This is a genomic window from Phenylobacterium sp. (genome assembly GCF_036723115.1).
In the GTDB taxonomy this organism is placed as follows: Bacteria; Pseudomonadota; Alphaproteobacteria; order Caulobacterales; family Caulobacteraceae; genus Phenylobacterium.
The window spans coordinates 1-15,601 of sequence record NZ_DAIMHV010000063.1; the positions used below are offsets into that span (position 1 = coordinate 1).

General features: G+C 69.7%; 13 protein-coding genes. 10 read left to right on the forward strand and 3 right to left on the reverse strand.

Annotated features, from left to right (window positions below):
* Nucleotides 1–314: RcnB family protein (locus tag V7D28_RS08385; RefSeq protein WP_333586927.1), on the forward strand; the 314-nt coding region annotated here is incomplete at its 5' end.
* An 81-nt stretch (nucleotides 315–395) separates the two neighbouring features.
* On the opposite strand, the gene gatB is transcribed toward V7D28_RS08385, so the two are convergent.
* Nucleotides 396–1,892, reverse strand: coding sequence for an Asp-tRNA(Asn)/Glu-tRNA(Gln) amidotransferase subunit GatB (gatB, locus tag V7D28_RS08390; RefSeq protein WP_333586928.1), 1,497 nt, complete (start codon nucleotides 1,890–1,892; stop codon nucleotides 396–398).
* 225 nt (nucleotides 1,893–2,117) lie between these two features.
* On the opposite strand from gatB, the gene V7D28_RS08395 reads away from it, so the two are divergent.
* Nucleotides 2,118–2,402 (forward strand): hypothetical protein, encoded by a 285-nt coding sequence (locus V7D28_RS08395; RefSeq protein WP_333586929.1) that lies wholly within the window; start codon nucleotides 2,118–2,120, stop codon nucleotides 2,400–2,402.
* A 46-nt stretch (nucleotides 2,403–2,448) separates the two neighbouring features.
* On the opposite strand, the gene gatA is transcribed toward V7D28_RS08395, so the two are convergent.
* Both gatA and gatC read right to left on the reverse strand, forming a co-directional pair.
* The gene (gatA, locus tag V7D28_RS08400; RefSeq protein WP_333586930.1) at nucleotides 2,449–3,921 is read right to left on the reverse strand and encodes an Asp-tRNA(Asn)/Glu-tRNA(Gln) amidotransferase subunit GatA; all 1,473 of its coding nucleotides are present in this window, start codon (nucleotides 3,919–3,921) and stop codon (nucleotides 2,449–2,451) included.
* Complete coding sequence (gene gatC / locus V7D28_RS08405) at nucleotides 3,922–4,209, reverse strand: Asp-tRNA(Asn)/Glu-tRNA(Gln) amidotransferase subunit GatC (RefSeq protein ID WP_333586931.1); 288 nt, start codon at nucleotides 4,207–4,209, stop codon at nucleotides 3,922–3,924.
* Between the two features lie 122 nt (nucleotides 4,210–4,331).
* Here gatC and ruvX point away from each other — a divergent pair, with 122 nt between their 5' ends.
* From ruvX to rnr, 8 genes are all read left to right on the forward strand, one after another.
* Nucleotides 4,332–4,808 carry a Holliday junction resolvase RuvX gene (ruvX, locus tag V7D28_RS08410; protein ID WP_333586932.1) on the forward strand — a complete coding sequence of 159 codons (477 nt, stop codon included), beginning with the start codon at nucleotides 4,332–4,334 and terminating at the stop codon, nucleotides 4,806–4,808.
* Nucleotides 4,809–4,886: 78 nt separating this feature from the next.
* Complete coding sequence (locus tag V7D28_RS08415; protein WP_333586933.1) at nucleotides 4,887–5,864, forward strand: aspartate carbamoyltransferase catalytic subunit; 978 nt, start codon at nucleotides 4,887–4,889, stop codon at nucleotides 5,862–5,864.
* Nucleotides 5,861–7,159: a dihydroorotase gene (gene pyrC / locus V7D28_RS08420; protein WP_333586939.1), complete on the forward strand. Its 1,299-nt coding sequence runs from the start codon at nucleotides 5,861–5,863 to the stop codon at nucleotides 7,157–7,159. The genes V7D28_RS08415 and pyrC overlap by 4 nt, the downstream gene beginning before the upstream one ends.
* A 144-nt stretch (nucleotides 7,160–7,303) precedes the next feature.
* On the forward strand, nucleotides 7,304–7,966 hold the full coding sequence (gene plsY, locus V7D28_RS08425; protein ID WP_333586934.1) for a glycerol-3-phosphate 1-O-acyltransferase PlsY: 663 nt from the start codon (nucleotides 7,304–7,306) through the stop codon (nucleotides 7,964–7,966).
* Complete coding sequence (gene dprA / locus V7D28_RS08430; RefSeq protein ID WP_333586935.1) at nucleotides 7,963–9,054, forward strand: DNA-processing protein DprA; 1,092 nt, start codon at nucleotides 7,963–7,965, stop codon at nucleotides 9,052–9,054. The genes plsY and dprA overlap by 4 nt, the downstream gene beginning before the upstream one ends.
* A 163-nt stretch (nucleotides 9,055–9,217) precedes the next feature.
* A complete protein-coding gene (gene topA, locus V7D28_RS08435; RefSeq protein ID WP_333586936.1) occupies nucleotides 9,218–11,878 on the forward strand; it encodes a type I DNA topoisomerase in 2,661 nt (886 codons plus the stop codon).
* A 4-nt stretch (nucleotides 11,879–11,882) separates the two neighbouring features.
* Complete coding sequence (locus V7D28_RS08440) at nucleotides 11,883–13,016, forward strand: AAA family ATPase (RefSeq protein WP_333586937.1); 1,134 nt, start codon at nucleotides 11,883–11,885, stop codon at nucleotides 13,014–13,016.
* Between the two features lie 33 nt (nucleotides 13,017–13,049).
* On the forward strand, nucleotides 13,050–15,365 hold the full coding sequence (gene rnr / locus V7D28_RS08445) for a ribonuclease R (protein WP_333586938.1): 2,316 nt from the start codon (nucleotides 13,050–13,052) through the stop codon (nucleotides 15,363–15,365).
* Nucleotides 15,366–15,601 lie beyond the last annotated feature (236 nt).

Genomic DNA, 15,601 nt, shown 5'->3' on the forward strand with positions numbered 1-15,601 from the left:
ACCATGGCCCCCCGCCGCGCTATGACCAGCGGTGGGACCATCGTCGCTACAATGGCTACTATTACCAGAACCGCTGGTACTATGGCCCGCCGCCGCAGGCCTATTACAACCACCCCTACTACCGCCCGGGCTATGTGGCCTGGCAAAGGGGCGCGGTCCTGCCGCCGCACTACCGCGGCTATGTGGTGCACGACTATCACCGCTACCGCCTGCGGCCGCCGCCCCGGGGCTATGCCTGGTACCAGGTGGGCAACGACTATCTGCTCGCCGCCGTCGCCACCGGCCTGATCTTTGAGATCATCAACAGCCGGTAGGCCCGGGCCGAGCGTTCGTTGCGGAAGGACAGAGGGTTCCGGTCGGCCGGGACCCTCTTTTTCGCTTGCGGGCGACGCCCGTTACTCAAGGCCGAGCTTGGCCTTGAGCAGCTGGTTGACCGCGCCGGGATTGGCCTTGCCGCCGGTGGCCTTCATCACCTGGCCCACGAACCAGCCGATGGCCTGGGGCTTTTCCTTCACCTGATCGGCCTGGGCCGGATTCTTGGCGATGAGATCGTCGATGATCGCCTCCAGCGCGCCGGTGTCGGAGACCTGCTCCAGCCCCTGAGCCTTGACGATCGCGCGGGGGGAGCCCTCGCCCGCCCACATGCGCTCGAACACGTCCTTGGCGATCTTGGACGAGATGACGCCCTCTTCAATCAGGGCCACCAGTTCGGCGATCTCGCTCGAGGCGATGGGGCTCTGGTCGATGTCCAGCCCGTCGGAGGTCAGTTTGGCGGCCAGCTCATTGGTCACCCAGTTGACGATCAGCTTGGCGTCGCGCCCCTGGGCGGCGGCCTCGAAATAGTCGGCCCGCGCAGCCTCGCTCACCAGGACGCCGGCGTCATAGGCCGACAGGCCGTATTGCGCCTGCAACCGCGCCTTCTTGGCGTCCGGCAGTTCGGGCAGGGACTCCTCAATCGCCTTCACCCAGGCCGCGTCCAGCTCCAGGGGCAGCAGGTCCGGATCGGGGAAATAACGATAGTCGTGCGCGTCCTCCTTGGAGCGCATGGACCGCGTCTCGCCCTTTACCGGATCGAACAGCCGGGTTTCCTGATCGATGGCGCCGCCGGCCTCCAGAATCTCGATCTGCCGGCGGGCCTCATACTCGATGGCCTGCTGGATGAAGCGGTAGGAGTTGACGTTCTTGATCTCGCAGCGTGTGCCCAGGTGGCTGAAGTCCCCCGTGGCGCGGAACTTCTCATAGGCGCCCGGGCGACAGACCGAGACGTTCACATCGGCGCGCAGATTGCCCTTCTCCATGTCCCCGTCGCAGGTGCCCAGATAGACGAGGATGGTGCGCAGCTTCTTCACATAGGCCGCGGCTTGCGCCGCCGAGCGCATGTCCGGACGCGAGACGATCTCCATCAGGGCGGTGCCCGCGCGGTTCAGGTCCACATAGGTGAAGTTCGGATCCTGATCGTGCAGGGACTTGCCGGCGTCCTGCTCCAGGTGCAGGCGCTCGATGCGGACGGTGATGGCCTCACCGTCGTCCAGCTCCACCAGCACCTCGCCCTCGCCGACGATGGGCTCCTTGAACTGGCTGATCTGATAGCCCTGGGGCAGGTCCGGATAGAAGTAGTTCTTCCGGTCGAATGTGGACTTCAGATTGATCTGCGCCTTGAGGCCGAGGCCCGTACGCACGGCCTGCTCCACGCAGCGGCGATTGATCACCGGCAGCATGCCGGGCATGGCGGCGTCCACCAGGCTGACCTGGGCGTTGGGGCCGGCGCCGAAGCCCACGGCCGCGCCGGAGAACAGCTTGGCGTTCGAGGCGACCTGGGCGTGGACCTCCAGCCCCAGGACCATCTCCCACGGGCCGGTGCGGCCCTGGATCAACTTGGTGTTCTCAGTCATGCGCCCTTCCTAGAGCGCGTTCCGATCAGTGGGAACCGGTTATCGGACCCGAACGCGCGCCTGTGCTGGAAATAGGGACCTAGGGCCAATTCCAAGGGATTGAACCCAGGTCCAGTCCGCCACTTTTCGGTGAAAGCGGCCCTATGAATCTGCTTGCCCAAAAGCCCGGGGCGCGGCTCACTCCGCCGGCGGCTATTCCGCCGCTCTGGGGAAGAAACCACACACATGCGCAAGTCCTTCACCACCGCCGCCCTTGGCCTTTCGCTCGCCCTGGCCGCCGTCCCGGTCATCGCCCAGGTCCCCGTCTCGGTCGAGTCCAGCTCGGTCGAACAGCTGATGGCCGATCCCAAGGCCAAGCCCATCGTCGAGAAGCATATCCCCGGCATCGCCGAGCATCCGTCCTATGAGATGTTCAAGGGCATGACCCTGGTGGAGCTCAAGCCCTTCTCCGAAGGCGTGATCACCGACGATATCCTGGCCGCCATCAAGTCCGAGCTGGCCACCGACTGACCGGTCGCCGCCGTCCGCGCCTGGAGGGGCGCGGCGGCGGCGGACCTCACCACCAGGCCTGCGGCCGCGCCTTGAAGTCGGCCGCCGTCTCCAGGGCCGAACCCAGGGAGAACAGCGTGCCCTCGTCCAGGGCCCGGCCGATCAGCTGGAGGCCCAGCGGCAGGCCCGAGGCGTCCCGACCGGCCGGAATGCTCATGCCCGGCAGGCCCGCCAGGTTCACCGTCACGGTGAAGATGTCGTTCAGATACATGGCCACCGGATCATCCGACGACTGGCCCAGCGGGAAGGCCGCCGACGGCGCCGTGGGCGTCAGCAGGGCGTCCACCTTCTCGAAGGCCTGGTCGAAGTCGTCGGCGATGCGGCGGCGGACCTTCTGGGCCTTGAGGTAATAGGCGTCGTAATAGCCCGCCGAAAGCACATAGGCGCCGATCATGATCCGGCGCTTGACCTCCTCGCCGAAGCCTTCGGCGCGGGTCTTCTCATAGGTCTCGGTGAGATTGGCCCCTTCCACCCGCAGGCCGTAACGCATGCCGTCATAGCGGGCGAGGTTCGACGAGGCCTCGGCCGGGGCGACAATGTAATAGGCCGGCAGGGCGTACTTGGTGTGCGGCAGCGAGACCTCGACGATCTCGCAGCCGGCGTCCTTCAGCCAGGCGACGCCCTGTTCCCACAGGGTCTCGATCTCGGCCGACATGCCATCGGCCCGGTACTCCTTGGGCACCCCCACCCGCAGGCCCTTCACCGACTTGCCCACGAAGCTGGGGAAGTCCGGGACGGCCACGTTCAGGCTGGTGGAGTCCTTGGGATCATGGCCCGCCATGGACTTGAGCAGGATGGCGGCGTCCTCCACCGTCCGCGCGATGGGGCCGGCCTGGTCGAGTGACGAGGCGAAGGCCACCACGCCCCAGCGGGAACAGCGCCCGTAGGTCGGCTTGATCCCCACCGTGCCGGTCAGGGCGGCGGGCTGGCGGATTGAGCCGCCGGTGTCGGTGGCCGTGGCCCCCAGGCAGAGCTCGGCGGCCACAGCCGCGGCCGAGCCCCCTGAGGAGCCGCCCGGCGTACGCGGCGTCTCATCGCCCTGCGCCCGCCAGGGATTGACCACCGGGCCGAAGGCGCTGGTCTCGTTGGACGAGCCCATGGCGAATTCGTCCATGTTCAGCTTGCCCAGCATCACCGCCCCGTCGCGCCACAGATTGGCGGTGACAGTGGACTCATACTGCGGGCGGAAGTCGCCAAGGATGCGCGAACAGGCGGTGGAGCGGACGCCCTCGGTGCAGAACAGGTCCTTGATCCCCAGGGGCGCCCCGTCCAGGGCGCCGGCCTCGCCGCGCGCCCGGCGGGCGTCGCTGGCGCGGGCCATGTCCAGCGCCTTGTCCGGGGTCTCCAGCACATAGGCGTTCAGCGGACGGGCGGCTTCGACCGCGCTCACATGGGCGCGGGTCAGCTCCTCGGCCGAAAAGTGCTTTTCGGCCAGGCCGTCCAGGGCCGACTTCAGGGTCAGCTTGGTGAGGTCGCTCATCTATTCCACCACCTTAGGGACCACGAAGAAGTCCTTGGCCGCGCGCGGCGCATTGGCCAGCACCCGTTCGGGCGCGCCGCCGTCGGTGACCACATCCTCACGCATGGGCAGGCCCTGATGAACCACCGAGGTCATGGGCTCCACGCCGTCCGTATCGACCTCGTTCAGCATCTCGATCCAGTCGAGAATGCCGCTCAGCTCATGGGCGAGCGGCTCCAACCGGTCTTCGGCTTGCGCGATCCGCGCCAGCTTGGCGACCTTGCGCACGGTCGCCGCGTCGATGGCCATGGGGGCCTCCTTGCAAACTGATCCGTGGGTTAGCCGTGCCGGTGCGCCTTTGACAAGCGCTCAGAGGGCGCCTGACGGATTTGGCGGTCGCCTCCCCCGCGCCGCGCGGCTATGGAGCGGACATGCCCGTGGTCGATCTTCTCGAACTCCCCGCCGCCCTGCCGCGCCTGGCCCCTGTGGCCGGCCTTGATCTGGGGGAAAAGACCATCGGCGTGGCCGTCTCCGATGGAACGCGCATGGTGGCCTCGCCCCTGGCCTTGATCCGCAAGACCAAGTTCACCCAGGACGCCGAGCAGTTATTCGCCCTGATGGCCAGCCGCGAGGCCCAGGGCCTGGTCATCGGCCTGCCGGTGAACATGGACGGGACCGAGGGGCCGCGCTGCCAGTCCAGCCGCGCCTTCGCCCGCAACCTCCTGCGCCTGCGCGACCTGCCCATCGCCTTCTGGGACGAGCGGATGAGCTCGGTGGCGGTGAACCGGATGCTCGTGGACGAGGCCGATATGAGCCGCGCCCGCCGGGGCGAGGTGGTGGACAAGACCGCGGCCGCCTGGATCCTCCAGGGCGCCCTGGACCGGCTGCGCCACGCTAGCCAGGCCTGAAGATCTGCAAGCGAAGATGTGGACGCCCGCGCCCGGCGACTTGGCGTGGAGCCGGACGGGCCTTAAGAGGGCGCTTTAATGAGCGCGCCCCAATCCCAGCTGCACGACGTGCTTGGCCGGACCTTCCCGTTCCCCAAGCGTCACTTCCTGTCGGTGATGGACCTCAATCCCGTCGAGGTGGGCGACCTGCTCGACCTGGCCGACGGCTTCGTCACCCTGAACCGGCAGACCTCGAAGAAGCTCGACCTGCTCAAGGGTCGCACGCTGATGAACCTGTTCTTCGAGAACTCCACCCGCACCCAGAGCTCCTTCGAACTGGCCGGCAAGCGCCTGGGCGCCGACGTGGTCAATATGAGCCCGCGGGCCTCGTCCATCTCCAAGGGCGAGACCCTGATCGACACCGCCGTGACCCTGAACGCCATGCAGCCCGACCTGCTGGTGGTGCGCCATGCCTCGTCCGGCGCGGCCTCGCTTCTGGCCCAGAAACTGTCCTGCTCGGTGATCAACGCCGGGGACGGCCAGCACGAGCACCCCACCCAGGCCCTGCTGGACGCCCTGTCCATGCGCCGGGCCTTCGGCCGCATCGCCGGGCTGAAGGTGGCCATTTGCGGCGACGTGCTGCACAGCCGGGTGGCCCGTTCCAATGTGGCCCTGCTGCAGATGCTGGGCGCCGAGGTGCGGCTGGTGGGGCCGCCCACCCTGATGCCGGCCCAGGCCGACCGCTGGGGCTCGGCCGTTCATCACGACCTGCGCCGAGGTATCGCCGGCTGCGATGTGGTGATGATGCTGCGCCTGCAGTTGGAGCGCATGGACGGGGTGCTGGCGCCGTCCCAGCGGGAGTATTTCCGGTTCTTCGGCCTGGACCGGGAAAAGCTGGCCCATGCCGCGCCCCATGTGCGGGTCATGCATCCCGGCCCCATGAACCGCGGGGTGGAGATCGACTCCGACGTGGCCGACGACCTGGCCGTGAGTCTGATCCAGGATCAGGTGGAGATGGGCGTGGCCGCCCGCATGGCTGTGCTGAGCGCGCTCGCCGCGCGACTGGATAACGACTGATGGCGTCCCGTCCCTTAGCCCTGATCAACGCCCGGCTGGTGGATCCCGCCTCGGCCTATGACGGCCCCGGCGCCCTCCTGGTGCGCGACGGCGTGATCCGCGACCGGATCGAGGGCGCCGACACCGGCGCCATCAGCCAGGACGCCGAGGTCATCGACGCCCGCGGCGCCATGCTGTGCCCCGGCCTCATCGACCTGCGGGTCAAGACCGGCGAGCCCGGCGCCGAGCCCAAGGAGACGCTCAAGTCCGCGGCCCTGGCCGCGGCGGCGGGCGGGGTCACCTCCATCATCGTCCAGCCCGACACCGATCCGGCGGTGGACGACCCTTCGGTGGTGGACTTCATCCTGCGCCGCGCCCGCGACATCGGCCTGGTGCATGTCTATCCCGCCGGCGCCGCCACCAAGGGGCTGAAGGGCGAGCGGATGGCCGAGATCGGCCTGATGCGCGACGCCGGCTGCGTCTATGTCACCGACGCCGACCGCCCCATCGTCAACTCCAAGGTCTTCCGCCGCCTGCTGGCCTATGCGCGGGGGTTCGGCGTGCTGGTGGCCCACCGCCCCGCTGACCCGTGGCTGTCGGCCGGCGCTGCGGCCAGCGAAGGCGAACTGGCCGGCCGCATGGGCCTGCCCTCGGTTCCCGCCATCGCCGAGAAGATCATGCTGGAGCGGGACCTTGCGCTGGTGGAGCTCACCGGCGGGCGGCTGCTCGTCGACCAGATCACCACCGCCTGCGCCCTGGAGAGCCTGGAACGCGGCAAGGCCCGCGGCCTGGACGTGACCGCCACCACCTCCATCAACCACCTGTCGTTCAACGAGGTGGACATCGGCGACTACCGCACCTTCTGCAAGGTCGACCCGCCCCTGCGCAGCGAGGACGACCGGCAGGCGGTGATCGAGGCCCTGGCCTCCGGCCTCATCGACATCGTCGTCTCCGCCCACGCCCCGGCGCCGGCTGAGGACAAGCGCCTGCCCTATGACGAGGCCGCCCCAGGCGCGGTGGGCCTGCAGACCCTGCTGCCGGCCCTGCTGGCCCTGCATCACGAGGGCCGGATGGAGCTGCTCGACCTGATGGCCAAGGTCACCAGCCGCCCCGCCGAGCTGCTGGGCCTGAAGGCCGGGCGCCTGGCCAAGGGCGCGCCGGCCGATCTGGTGCTGTGCGATCTGAACGCGCCGCTGGTGGTCGATCCCGCGGCGCTGAAATCCAAGTCCAAGAACACCCCCTTCGATGGACGCCGCCTTCAGGGCGTGGTCCGCGCGACCCTGGTAGAAGGCCGCCAGGTCTATTCCGCCGACTAAGCCAGTGTCCCTCGCCTCTCGCGCCTCTTGCGGCGACGGGCGAAATGGAACAAAACGGGAATAAGGGCCATGCGATCAAAGCGCGTTACGGCGTGGGGAAACCTGCTTTAGGTTTCGTCCCCAAAGCTGAACCGGGGGAAACACATGCCGACCGACACCTTGAACCCGCTGCTCATCGCCCTGGCCGCCTTGGGCGGCTATCTGCTGGGCTCCATTCCCTTTGGCGTCATCGCCACGCGCCTGGGGGGCGCCGGCGACGTGCGCAGCATCGGATCGGGCAATATCGGAGCGACCAACGTCCTGCGCACCGGGCGCAAGGATCTGGCGGCCATCACCCTGGTGGGCGACGGCGGCAAGGGCGCCCTGGCTGTGCTGCTGGCCTGGCTGCTCACCCGCCAGTCGCCGGAGGCGGTGCAGGCGCCGGTGATCGCCATCGCCGCAGGCGCGGCCTTTGTGGGCCACCTCTTTCCGGTCTGGCTGGGATTCAAGGGCGGCAAGGGGGTGGCCACCTTCTTCGGCACCCTGCTGGCGGCGGCCTGGCCGGTGGGCCTTCTGGCCGGCGCCACATGGATCGTCATGGCGGTCATCTTCCGCATCTCGTCCCTGGCCGCCCTCACCGCGGCGGCGCTGGCGCCCATCTTCGTCTTCCTGCTGGACCGCCCCTATCCCTATGCGGCCCTGGCCCTGGGGATGGGGGTGCTGATCTATATCCGCCACAAGGACAATATCCGTCGCCTGCTCAAGGGCGAGGAGCCCCGGATCGGCGCCAAGAAGGCCCCCGCCGAACCTCCGCAGGCGCCGGCGTGAGCCTGACGCTCTCGCCCTCCCAGCGCCGCGACTGGCTGCGGCTGGCGCGCACCGGCGGCGTGGGGCCTGTGCTCTTCGCCGAGCTTCTGGCCCGCTATGGCGAGCCCGGGCGCGCCCTGGCGGCCCTGCCGCAACTGGCCGAGCGCGCCGGCCGGGCGGCGGAGATTCCGAGCCTGGCGGCCATTGAGGCCGAGTTGGCGGCGGGCGCCGCGCTGGGGGCGCAGCTGATCTGTTCGGGCGAGGCGGCGTTTCCCCGCGCCCTGGCCGCCCTGGACCCCGCGCCGCCGGTCCTCTGGACGCGGGGCGACTTGGCCCTTCTGAACCGGCCCTTGGTGGCGCTCGTGGGGGCGCGGGTCGCCTCCGCGGCGGGACAGCGATTCGCCCGCGGCCTGGCCGCCGATCTGGGGGCGGCCGGCTACGGCGTCGTCTCCGGCATGGCCCGGGGCATAGACGGAGCGGCCCACGAAGGCGCCCTGGAAACCGGCACCGTGGCTGTCCTGGGCGGCGGGATCGACGACATCTACCCCCACGAGCACCGCGAGCTCTATGCCCAGATCCTGGACAAGGGGTGCGTCGTCGCCGAGCAGCCCCCCGGCCGCAAGGCCCAGGCCCGCGACTTCCCCCGGCGCAACCGCATCATCGCGGGCCTGGCCCGCGCGGTGGTGGTGGTGGAGGCCGAGCTGCGGTCCGGTTCGCTGATCACCGCCCGCTTGGCCGGCGAGATGGGCCGAGACGTGCTGGCGGTGCCGGGCTCCCCGCTTGATCCCCGCGCGCGCGGGGCCAACGACCTGATCCGCCAGGGCGCGGCCCTGTGCGAGGGGGTGGACGACGTCCTGCGCGCCCTGGAAACCTTTGGCGGATTCGCCGCGCCTGAGCCTGCGCCCTTCAGCCACGCGGCTTCGGAGGATGCGGCCGATTCGCGGCTGGTGAAGCGCCTGGCCGAGCTTCTGTCGCCGACCCCGGTCTCGCGGGACGAGCTGATCCGCGCCACCCGTGCGCCGCCGGGCGAGGTGGCCGCAGCCCTGATGGAGCTGGCCCTGGCCGGCCAGGCCGAGCTCTTGCCCGGCGGTCTGGCCGCCCGGGCGTGAGACGATCACGGCAAGCCTGCGCGCTTAGCCTTTCGGCGCCCGGGTCGAGGCGACGCCGCTTGTCTGGTCGGCTGGCAGTTGACAGGTTGCAAGACGCAACCCCAATTTTCGCGCCTTTGTGTCCGCGGCCTCCCGTCGGCGGACTGTGAGTTAAAGCTCCCTCATGAACGTCGTCGTCGTCGAGAGCCCGGCCAAGGCCAAGACCATCAACAAGTATCTGGGCTCCGACTATGTCGTCCTGGCCTCCTACGGCCATGTGCGAGACCTGCCGCCCAAGGACGGCTCGGTGCGGCCGGACGACGATTTCGCCATGAGCTGGGACGTGGACGCCAAGTCCTCCAAGCGCCTGTCGGACATCGCCGAGGCGGTGAAGAAGGCCGACCGCCTGATCCTGGCCACCGACCCCGACCGCGAGGGCGAGGCGATTTCCTGGCATGTCCTGGAGGTTCTGCAGAAGAAGAAGGTGCTGAAGGACGCCCAGGTCCAGCGGGTGGTGTTCAACGCCATCACCAAGTCCGCCGTCACCGAGGCCATGAAGGCCCCGCGGGACCTGGATATGGAGCTGGTGGAGGCCTATCTCGCCCGCCGCGCCCTGGACTATCTGGTGGGCTTCACCCTGTCGCCGGTCCTGTGGCGCAAGCTGCCCGGCTCCCGCTCGGCCGGCCGCGTCCAGTCGGTGGCCCTGCGTCTGGTGGTCGATCGCGAACTGGAGATCGAGCGCTTCCAGACCCAGGAGTACTGGTCGGTGGAGGCCGATGTGGCCGCGGGCGGCGACCCGTTCGTGGCGCGCATGGTCAAGCACCAGGGCAAGCGGCTGACCAAGTTCGACTTGGGCGACGCCGCCGCCGCGGAGGCCGCCAAGTCCGCCGTCATGGCCGCCAGCTTCACCGTCGCCTCGGTGGAGAAGAAGCCCGGCAAGCGGGCGCCGGCCCCGCCCTTCACCACCTCGACCCTGCAACAGGAGGCCGCCCGCAAGCTCGGCTTCTCGGCCCAGCGGACCATGCAGGCCGCCCAGAAGCTCTATGAGGGCGTCGATATCGGCGGCGAGACGGTGGGCCTGATCACCTATATGCGGACCGACGGGGTTCAGGCCGCGCCCGAGGCCATCGAGGAGGCCCGCCAGGTGATCGGCGGCGTCTATGGCCGCGACTATGTGCCCGAACAGCCGAGGCTCTACCGCACCAAGGCCAAGAACGCCCAGGAAGCCCACGAAGCCATCCGCCCCACCAGCCTGACCCGCAATCCCGGCTCGCTGCGCCTGGAGGGCGACCTGGGCCGCCTCTACGAGCTGGTCTGGAAGCGAATGATCGCCTCCCAGATGGAGAGCGCCCGGATCGAGCGCACCACCATCGAGCTGGACAGCGCCGATGGCCAGACCGGCCTGCGCGCCACCGGCCAGGTGATCCAGTTCGACGGCTATCTGGCGGTCTATGAAGAGGGCCGCGACGATCCGGACGACGAGGAGTCGGGCCGCCTGCCCCAGGTGGCGCAAGGGGCCCAGGCCCGGGTGGCCGCCGCCCGCGCCGCCCAGCATTTCACCGAGCCCCCGCCCCGCTATTCCGAAGCCAGCCTGGTCAAGAAGATGGAGGAGCTGGGCATCGGCCGGCCCTCCACCTACGCCTCGGTGCTCACCGTGCTGCGCGACCGCGCCTATGTGCGGATGGAGAAGAACCGCTTCGTGCCCGAGGACAAGGGCCGGCTGGTCACCGCCTTCCTTGAGCAGTTCTTCCGCCGCTATGTGGAGTACGACTTCACCGCCGCCCTGGAGGAGAAGCTCGACCTGGTCTCGGCCGGCGAGCTGGACTGGAAGGTGCTGCTGCGCGACTTCTGGCGCGATTTCCACGCCGCGGTGGGGGAAATCTCCGAGCTGCGCGTGACCCATGTCCTGGACGCGCTCAACGACTCCCTGGGGCCGCACATCTTCCCGGACAAGGGCGACGGCGCCGACCCGCGCGCCTGCCCCACCTGCGGCACGGGCCGGCTCTCGCTCAAGACCGGCAAGTTCGGCGCCTTCATCGGCTGCTCCAACTATCCGGAATGCCGCTACACCCGCCCCATCGCCCAGCCTGACGGCGAAGAGGCCGACGCCGCCAGCGGCGACCGGGAGCTGGGGACCGATCCCGAGACCGGCCTGGTGGTCTATCTGAAGAGCGGCCGCTTCGGCCCCTATGTGCAGCTGGGCGAAGGCGACAAGCCCAAGCGCTCCAGCCTGCCCAAGACCTGGTCGCCGGCGGCCATGGACCTGGACAAGGGCCTGCGCCTGCTGCGCCTGCCCCGCGAGGTGGGCGAGCATCCGGAGGACGGCCAGATGATTCTGGCGGGCCTTGGCCGTTATGGTCCCTTCGTCCAGCACAACGGCGCCTACGCCAATCTGGAGTCCATCGACGAGGTGTTCGAGGTGGGCCTGAACCGCGCCGTCGCCCTGCTGGCCGAGAAGAAGGCCGGGGGCAAGGGACGCCGGGGCGAGGCCGCGGCCCTGAAGGAACTGGGCGCCCATCCCGCCGACGGCGCGCCGGTGCGGATTCTGTCGGGCCGCTATGGCCCCTACATCAAGCACGGCGCCACCAACGCCAACATCCCCCGCGGCTCCGACCCGCAGGAGATCACCCTGGAGCAGGCGCTGGCCCTGATCGCCGAGCGCGAGGCCAAGGGCGGCGGCAAGAAGCCCGCCAAGAAGGCCCCGGCCAAGGCGAAGGCCAAGGCCGAGAAGCCCGCCGCAGCCGCCAAGGCGGCCGCGCCGAAAAAGGCCGCGGCCCCAAAGAAAGCTCCGGCCAAAAAGGCTCCCGCGAAGAAGGCGGCGGCCACGAAGGCGCCGACGAGCTGAACCCATGGACCTGCCCGTTCGCGACGTCTCAGCCTCGGGCTATCGGTCGCTACGGGACATCACCTATCCCATGTCGCGGCTCGACGTGTTCGTCGGCGCCAATGGGGTGGGCAAGTCCAACCTCTACCGCGCCCTGGAGCTGATCCAGGCCGCTGCGGCCAACCGGCTGGGAGAACGCCTGGCGGCCGAGGGGCTGGACCGCGCCCTGTGGGCCGGACCCCGGCAGGGGCGAACGCCGACGCGCCTTGCGCTCGCCGTCACGCTTTCCGATCCCGGCCGGCGGGAGGCAGCCTATCGCTATGAGGTGGAGGTGGGCTTTCCCCCGCCCACCGCGGGGGCCTTCGCCCAGGAACCGCAGGTCAAGCTCGAGGCCCTGACCTATCATTCCGGCGGCAAGCGGCTGCGCATGATGGAGCGGCGCAACAACGCCGTCATGGCCAGGGGGACGGACGGGCGGCCCGCTGAGATCGATATGGACCTGCTGAGCTCGGAAACCCTGCTGGGGCGGCTGGAGGATCCGGCGCGCTATCCCGAGCTTGATCTGGTGCGGCGCACCGTCCTGGGCTGGCGCTTCTATCACGACGTCCGCACCGATGCGGCCTCGCCCCTGCGGCGTCCCTGCGTGGCCGTGGCCTCTCCCACCCTGGATTCCGACGGCGCCAACCTGGCGGCGGTGTTCGCCACCCTGGCCCATATCCGCGGCGACACCACCGATCTGGACGCGGCCATCGACCACGCCTTTCCCGGCGCGCGCCTGGACCTGCCGCCCCCCGTCCGGGAGGCGAGTTTCGGTCTGCGCCTGCCGGAATTTCCGCAGCGCGTGTTCGAGCCGGCCGAACTGTCGGACGGAACCCTGCGCTTCCTGGCCCTGGCCGGGGCCCTGCTGGCCTATCGCCTGCCGCCCTTCATCGCGCTCAATGAGCCCGAGGCCAGCCTGCATCCCGACCTGATGGCGCCCCTGGCCGCCATGATCGCCACGGCGGCGAAGCGGAGCCAGGTCTGGCTGGTCACCCATGCCGAGGGCCTGGCCCAGGCCCTGGCTGCGCATGGGGCGGTGCGCACCGTCTCCAAGGTCGAGGGCGCCACTACCATTGCGGGCCTCACCCGCCTGGGCGTCTTTCGAGACGAGGACGACTGAAGCGCCGGACTGATTCCCGCGTTACAAGGGGCGATGGCCAAGACCCGAACGCCCCAACCTCGCCCCCCCTCGCGAGCGCCCAAGTCCCAACGCTTCGCCGGCGCGCGCACGCCGGGCCTGCCCGATCGTGAGACCCTGCTGCGTCACATCCGCGAGACCGGCGAGACCGACCGCGGCGAACTGGCGCGGGTTTTCGGCCTCAAGGGCGCCGACCGCCGGGCCCTGCGCGAGTTGCTGAACGAGCTCCAGGCCGAAGGCACGCTCAGCCGCCGGGGCCGCAAGGGCGTGGCCGAACTGGGCGCCCTACCCCCCGTGGGCGTGGTCGATGTGGTGGAGCGCGACACCGACGGGGACCTGTTCGTGCGCCTGACCAAAGGGGCGGAGGATACGCCGCTCGTCCGCCTGGCCCCCGATCGGGGCGAGGCGGTGGCCGGGGCGCCGGGCCTGGGCGACCGGCTGCTGGTGCGCTTCACGCCCCTGGAGAGCGGCGAGACCGAGGCCCGCCTGATCAAGCGCCTGGGCCAGAGCGCGCACCGGGTGCTGGGCGTGGTGCGCAAGGATCGCCGCGAGGTGCGGGTCGAGCCCGTGGACCGCAAGTCCAAGGAAAGCCTGGTGGTCTTCGACGACGGCCGGCTGAAGGACGGCGACCTGGTGCTGGCCCAGGTGGGCCTGGCCGAACGCCGCTATGGCCCCAAGCGGGGCAAGATCCTGGAGGTGGTGGGCCGGGAGGACCAGCCCCGCGCCGCCAGCCTCATCGCCATCCATACCCACGGCATTCCCATGGGCTTCTCCGACGAGGCCCAGGCCGAGGCTGAGGCCGCCAAGGCGCCGGACCTGGCCGGTCGGGAGGACCTGCGCGACCTGCCGCTGATCACCATCGACCCGGCCGACGCCCGCGACCATGACGACGCCGTCTACGCACAGGCCGACGAGGACCCCGCCAATCCGGGCGGCTGGATCGTCTGGGTGGCCATCGCCGATGTGGCGGCCTATGTCCGGCCCGGCGGCGCCCTGGACCGGGAGGCCCGGGAAAAGGGCAACAGCGTCTATTTCCCCGACCGGGTGGAGCCCATGCTGCCCGAGCGCCTGTCCAACGGCCTCTGCTCCCTGCGGGAGGGCGAGGCGCGGGCCTGCCTGGCGGTGCGGATGGTGTTTGACGCCACGGGGCGCAAGCGCAGCCACCGCTTCGTCCGCGGCCTCATGCGCTCGGCCGCCAAGCTGGCCTATGAGCAGGCCCAGAGCGCCATCGACGGCGCCCCCGACGACAAGTCCGGCCCCCTGCTGGAGCCCATCCTCAAACCGCTCTGGGCCGCCTATCACACCCTGCTGAAGGGCCGCGAGGCGCGCTCGCCGCTCGCCATCGAAAGCCTGGAGCGCAAGATCGTCATCAACGCCGAGGGCGAGGTCACCTCCATCACGCCGCGGGCCTCACTGGAGGCCCATCGGCTCATCGAAGAGATGATGATCCAGGCCAATGTCTGCGCGGCAGAGAGCCTGGAGGGCAAGCGCACGCCCCTGATCTACCGGGTCCACGACGCCCCCAGCCCGGAGAAGCTGTCGAGCCTGGGCGAATTCCTGGGCTCCATCGGCGTGAGCTGGTCCAAGGGCGAGGCGCCGCGCACCGACCGGTTCAACCGCCTGCTGGCGCTCACCCGGGAAGGCCCGCACGCCGAGATCGTCAACGAGGTGGTCCTGCGCACCCAGATGCAGGCCCACTACAACACCGACAATATCGGCCATTTCGGCCTCAACCTGGACCGCTACGCCCACTTCACCTCGCCCATCCGGCGCTATGCCGATCTGATCGTCCACCGGGCCCTGATCAAGGCGCTGGGGCTGAACCTGCCGGGCGCGCCGGACGGCCTGAGCGACTGGGATATCTCTCACATGAAGGCGACGGCCGAAGAGATCACCGCGGCCGAGCGCCGCGCCATGGCCGCCGAGCGCGACGCCACCGACCGCTATGTGGCCGCCTTCCTGTCCGACCGGGTGGGCGCCGCCTTCGAAGGGCGCATCACCGGCGTCACCCGCTTTGGCCTCTTCGTGCGCCTGGCAGAGACCGGCGCCGACGGCCTCGTCCCCGTCTCCAGCCTGGGGGGTGAGTTCTTCGTCCATGACGAACGGATGCACGCCCTGGTAGGCGAACGCTCCGGCGCCCGCTGGCCGCTGGGCATGAGCGTGGAGGTGCGTCTGCGCGAAGCCACCCCCATCACCGGCGGCCTGCTGTTCGACATGCTGAGCGACCCGGCCGACCCCGACCCCACGGCCCCACGTCCGAGGCTCGGCGTGCGCCGCAAGGCGGGCCGCCCGCCGCCGGCGGGGCGGAGTGGGCGTGGGAAGCGGCGGTAGGGAGGCGTAGTGTCAAGGTTGCGTAAGTCGCTGTGCGCCAGGGGCCGACCTTGGATCGCCGCCCGAGACCGGACGTTTACGCCGGCTTAGCGGACAGGGGCCAACTGGGGCCCTTGCTCGGTTTTGTCACCCCTCGGCATCTGGCGCCATGGCTTGCCGACTGGAAACTACTGTCTTCAGGCGTATCGAGTTGGCTTTCATCGACAGCTTGCCCCGGCAGCCGGACAAGCATGAAC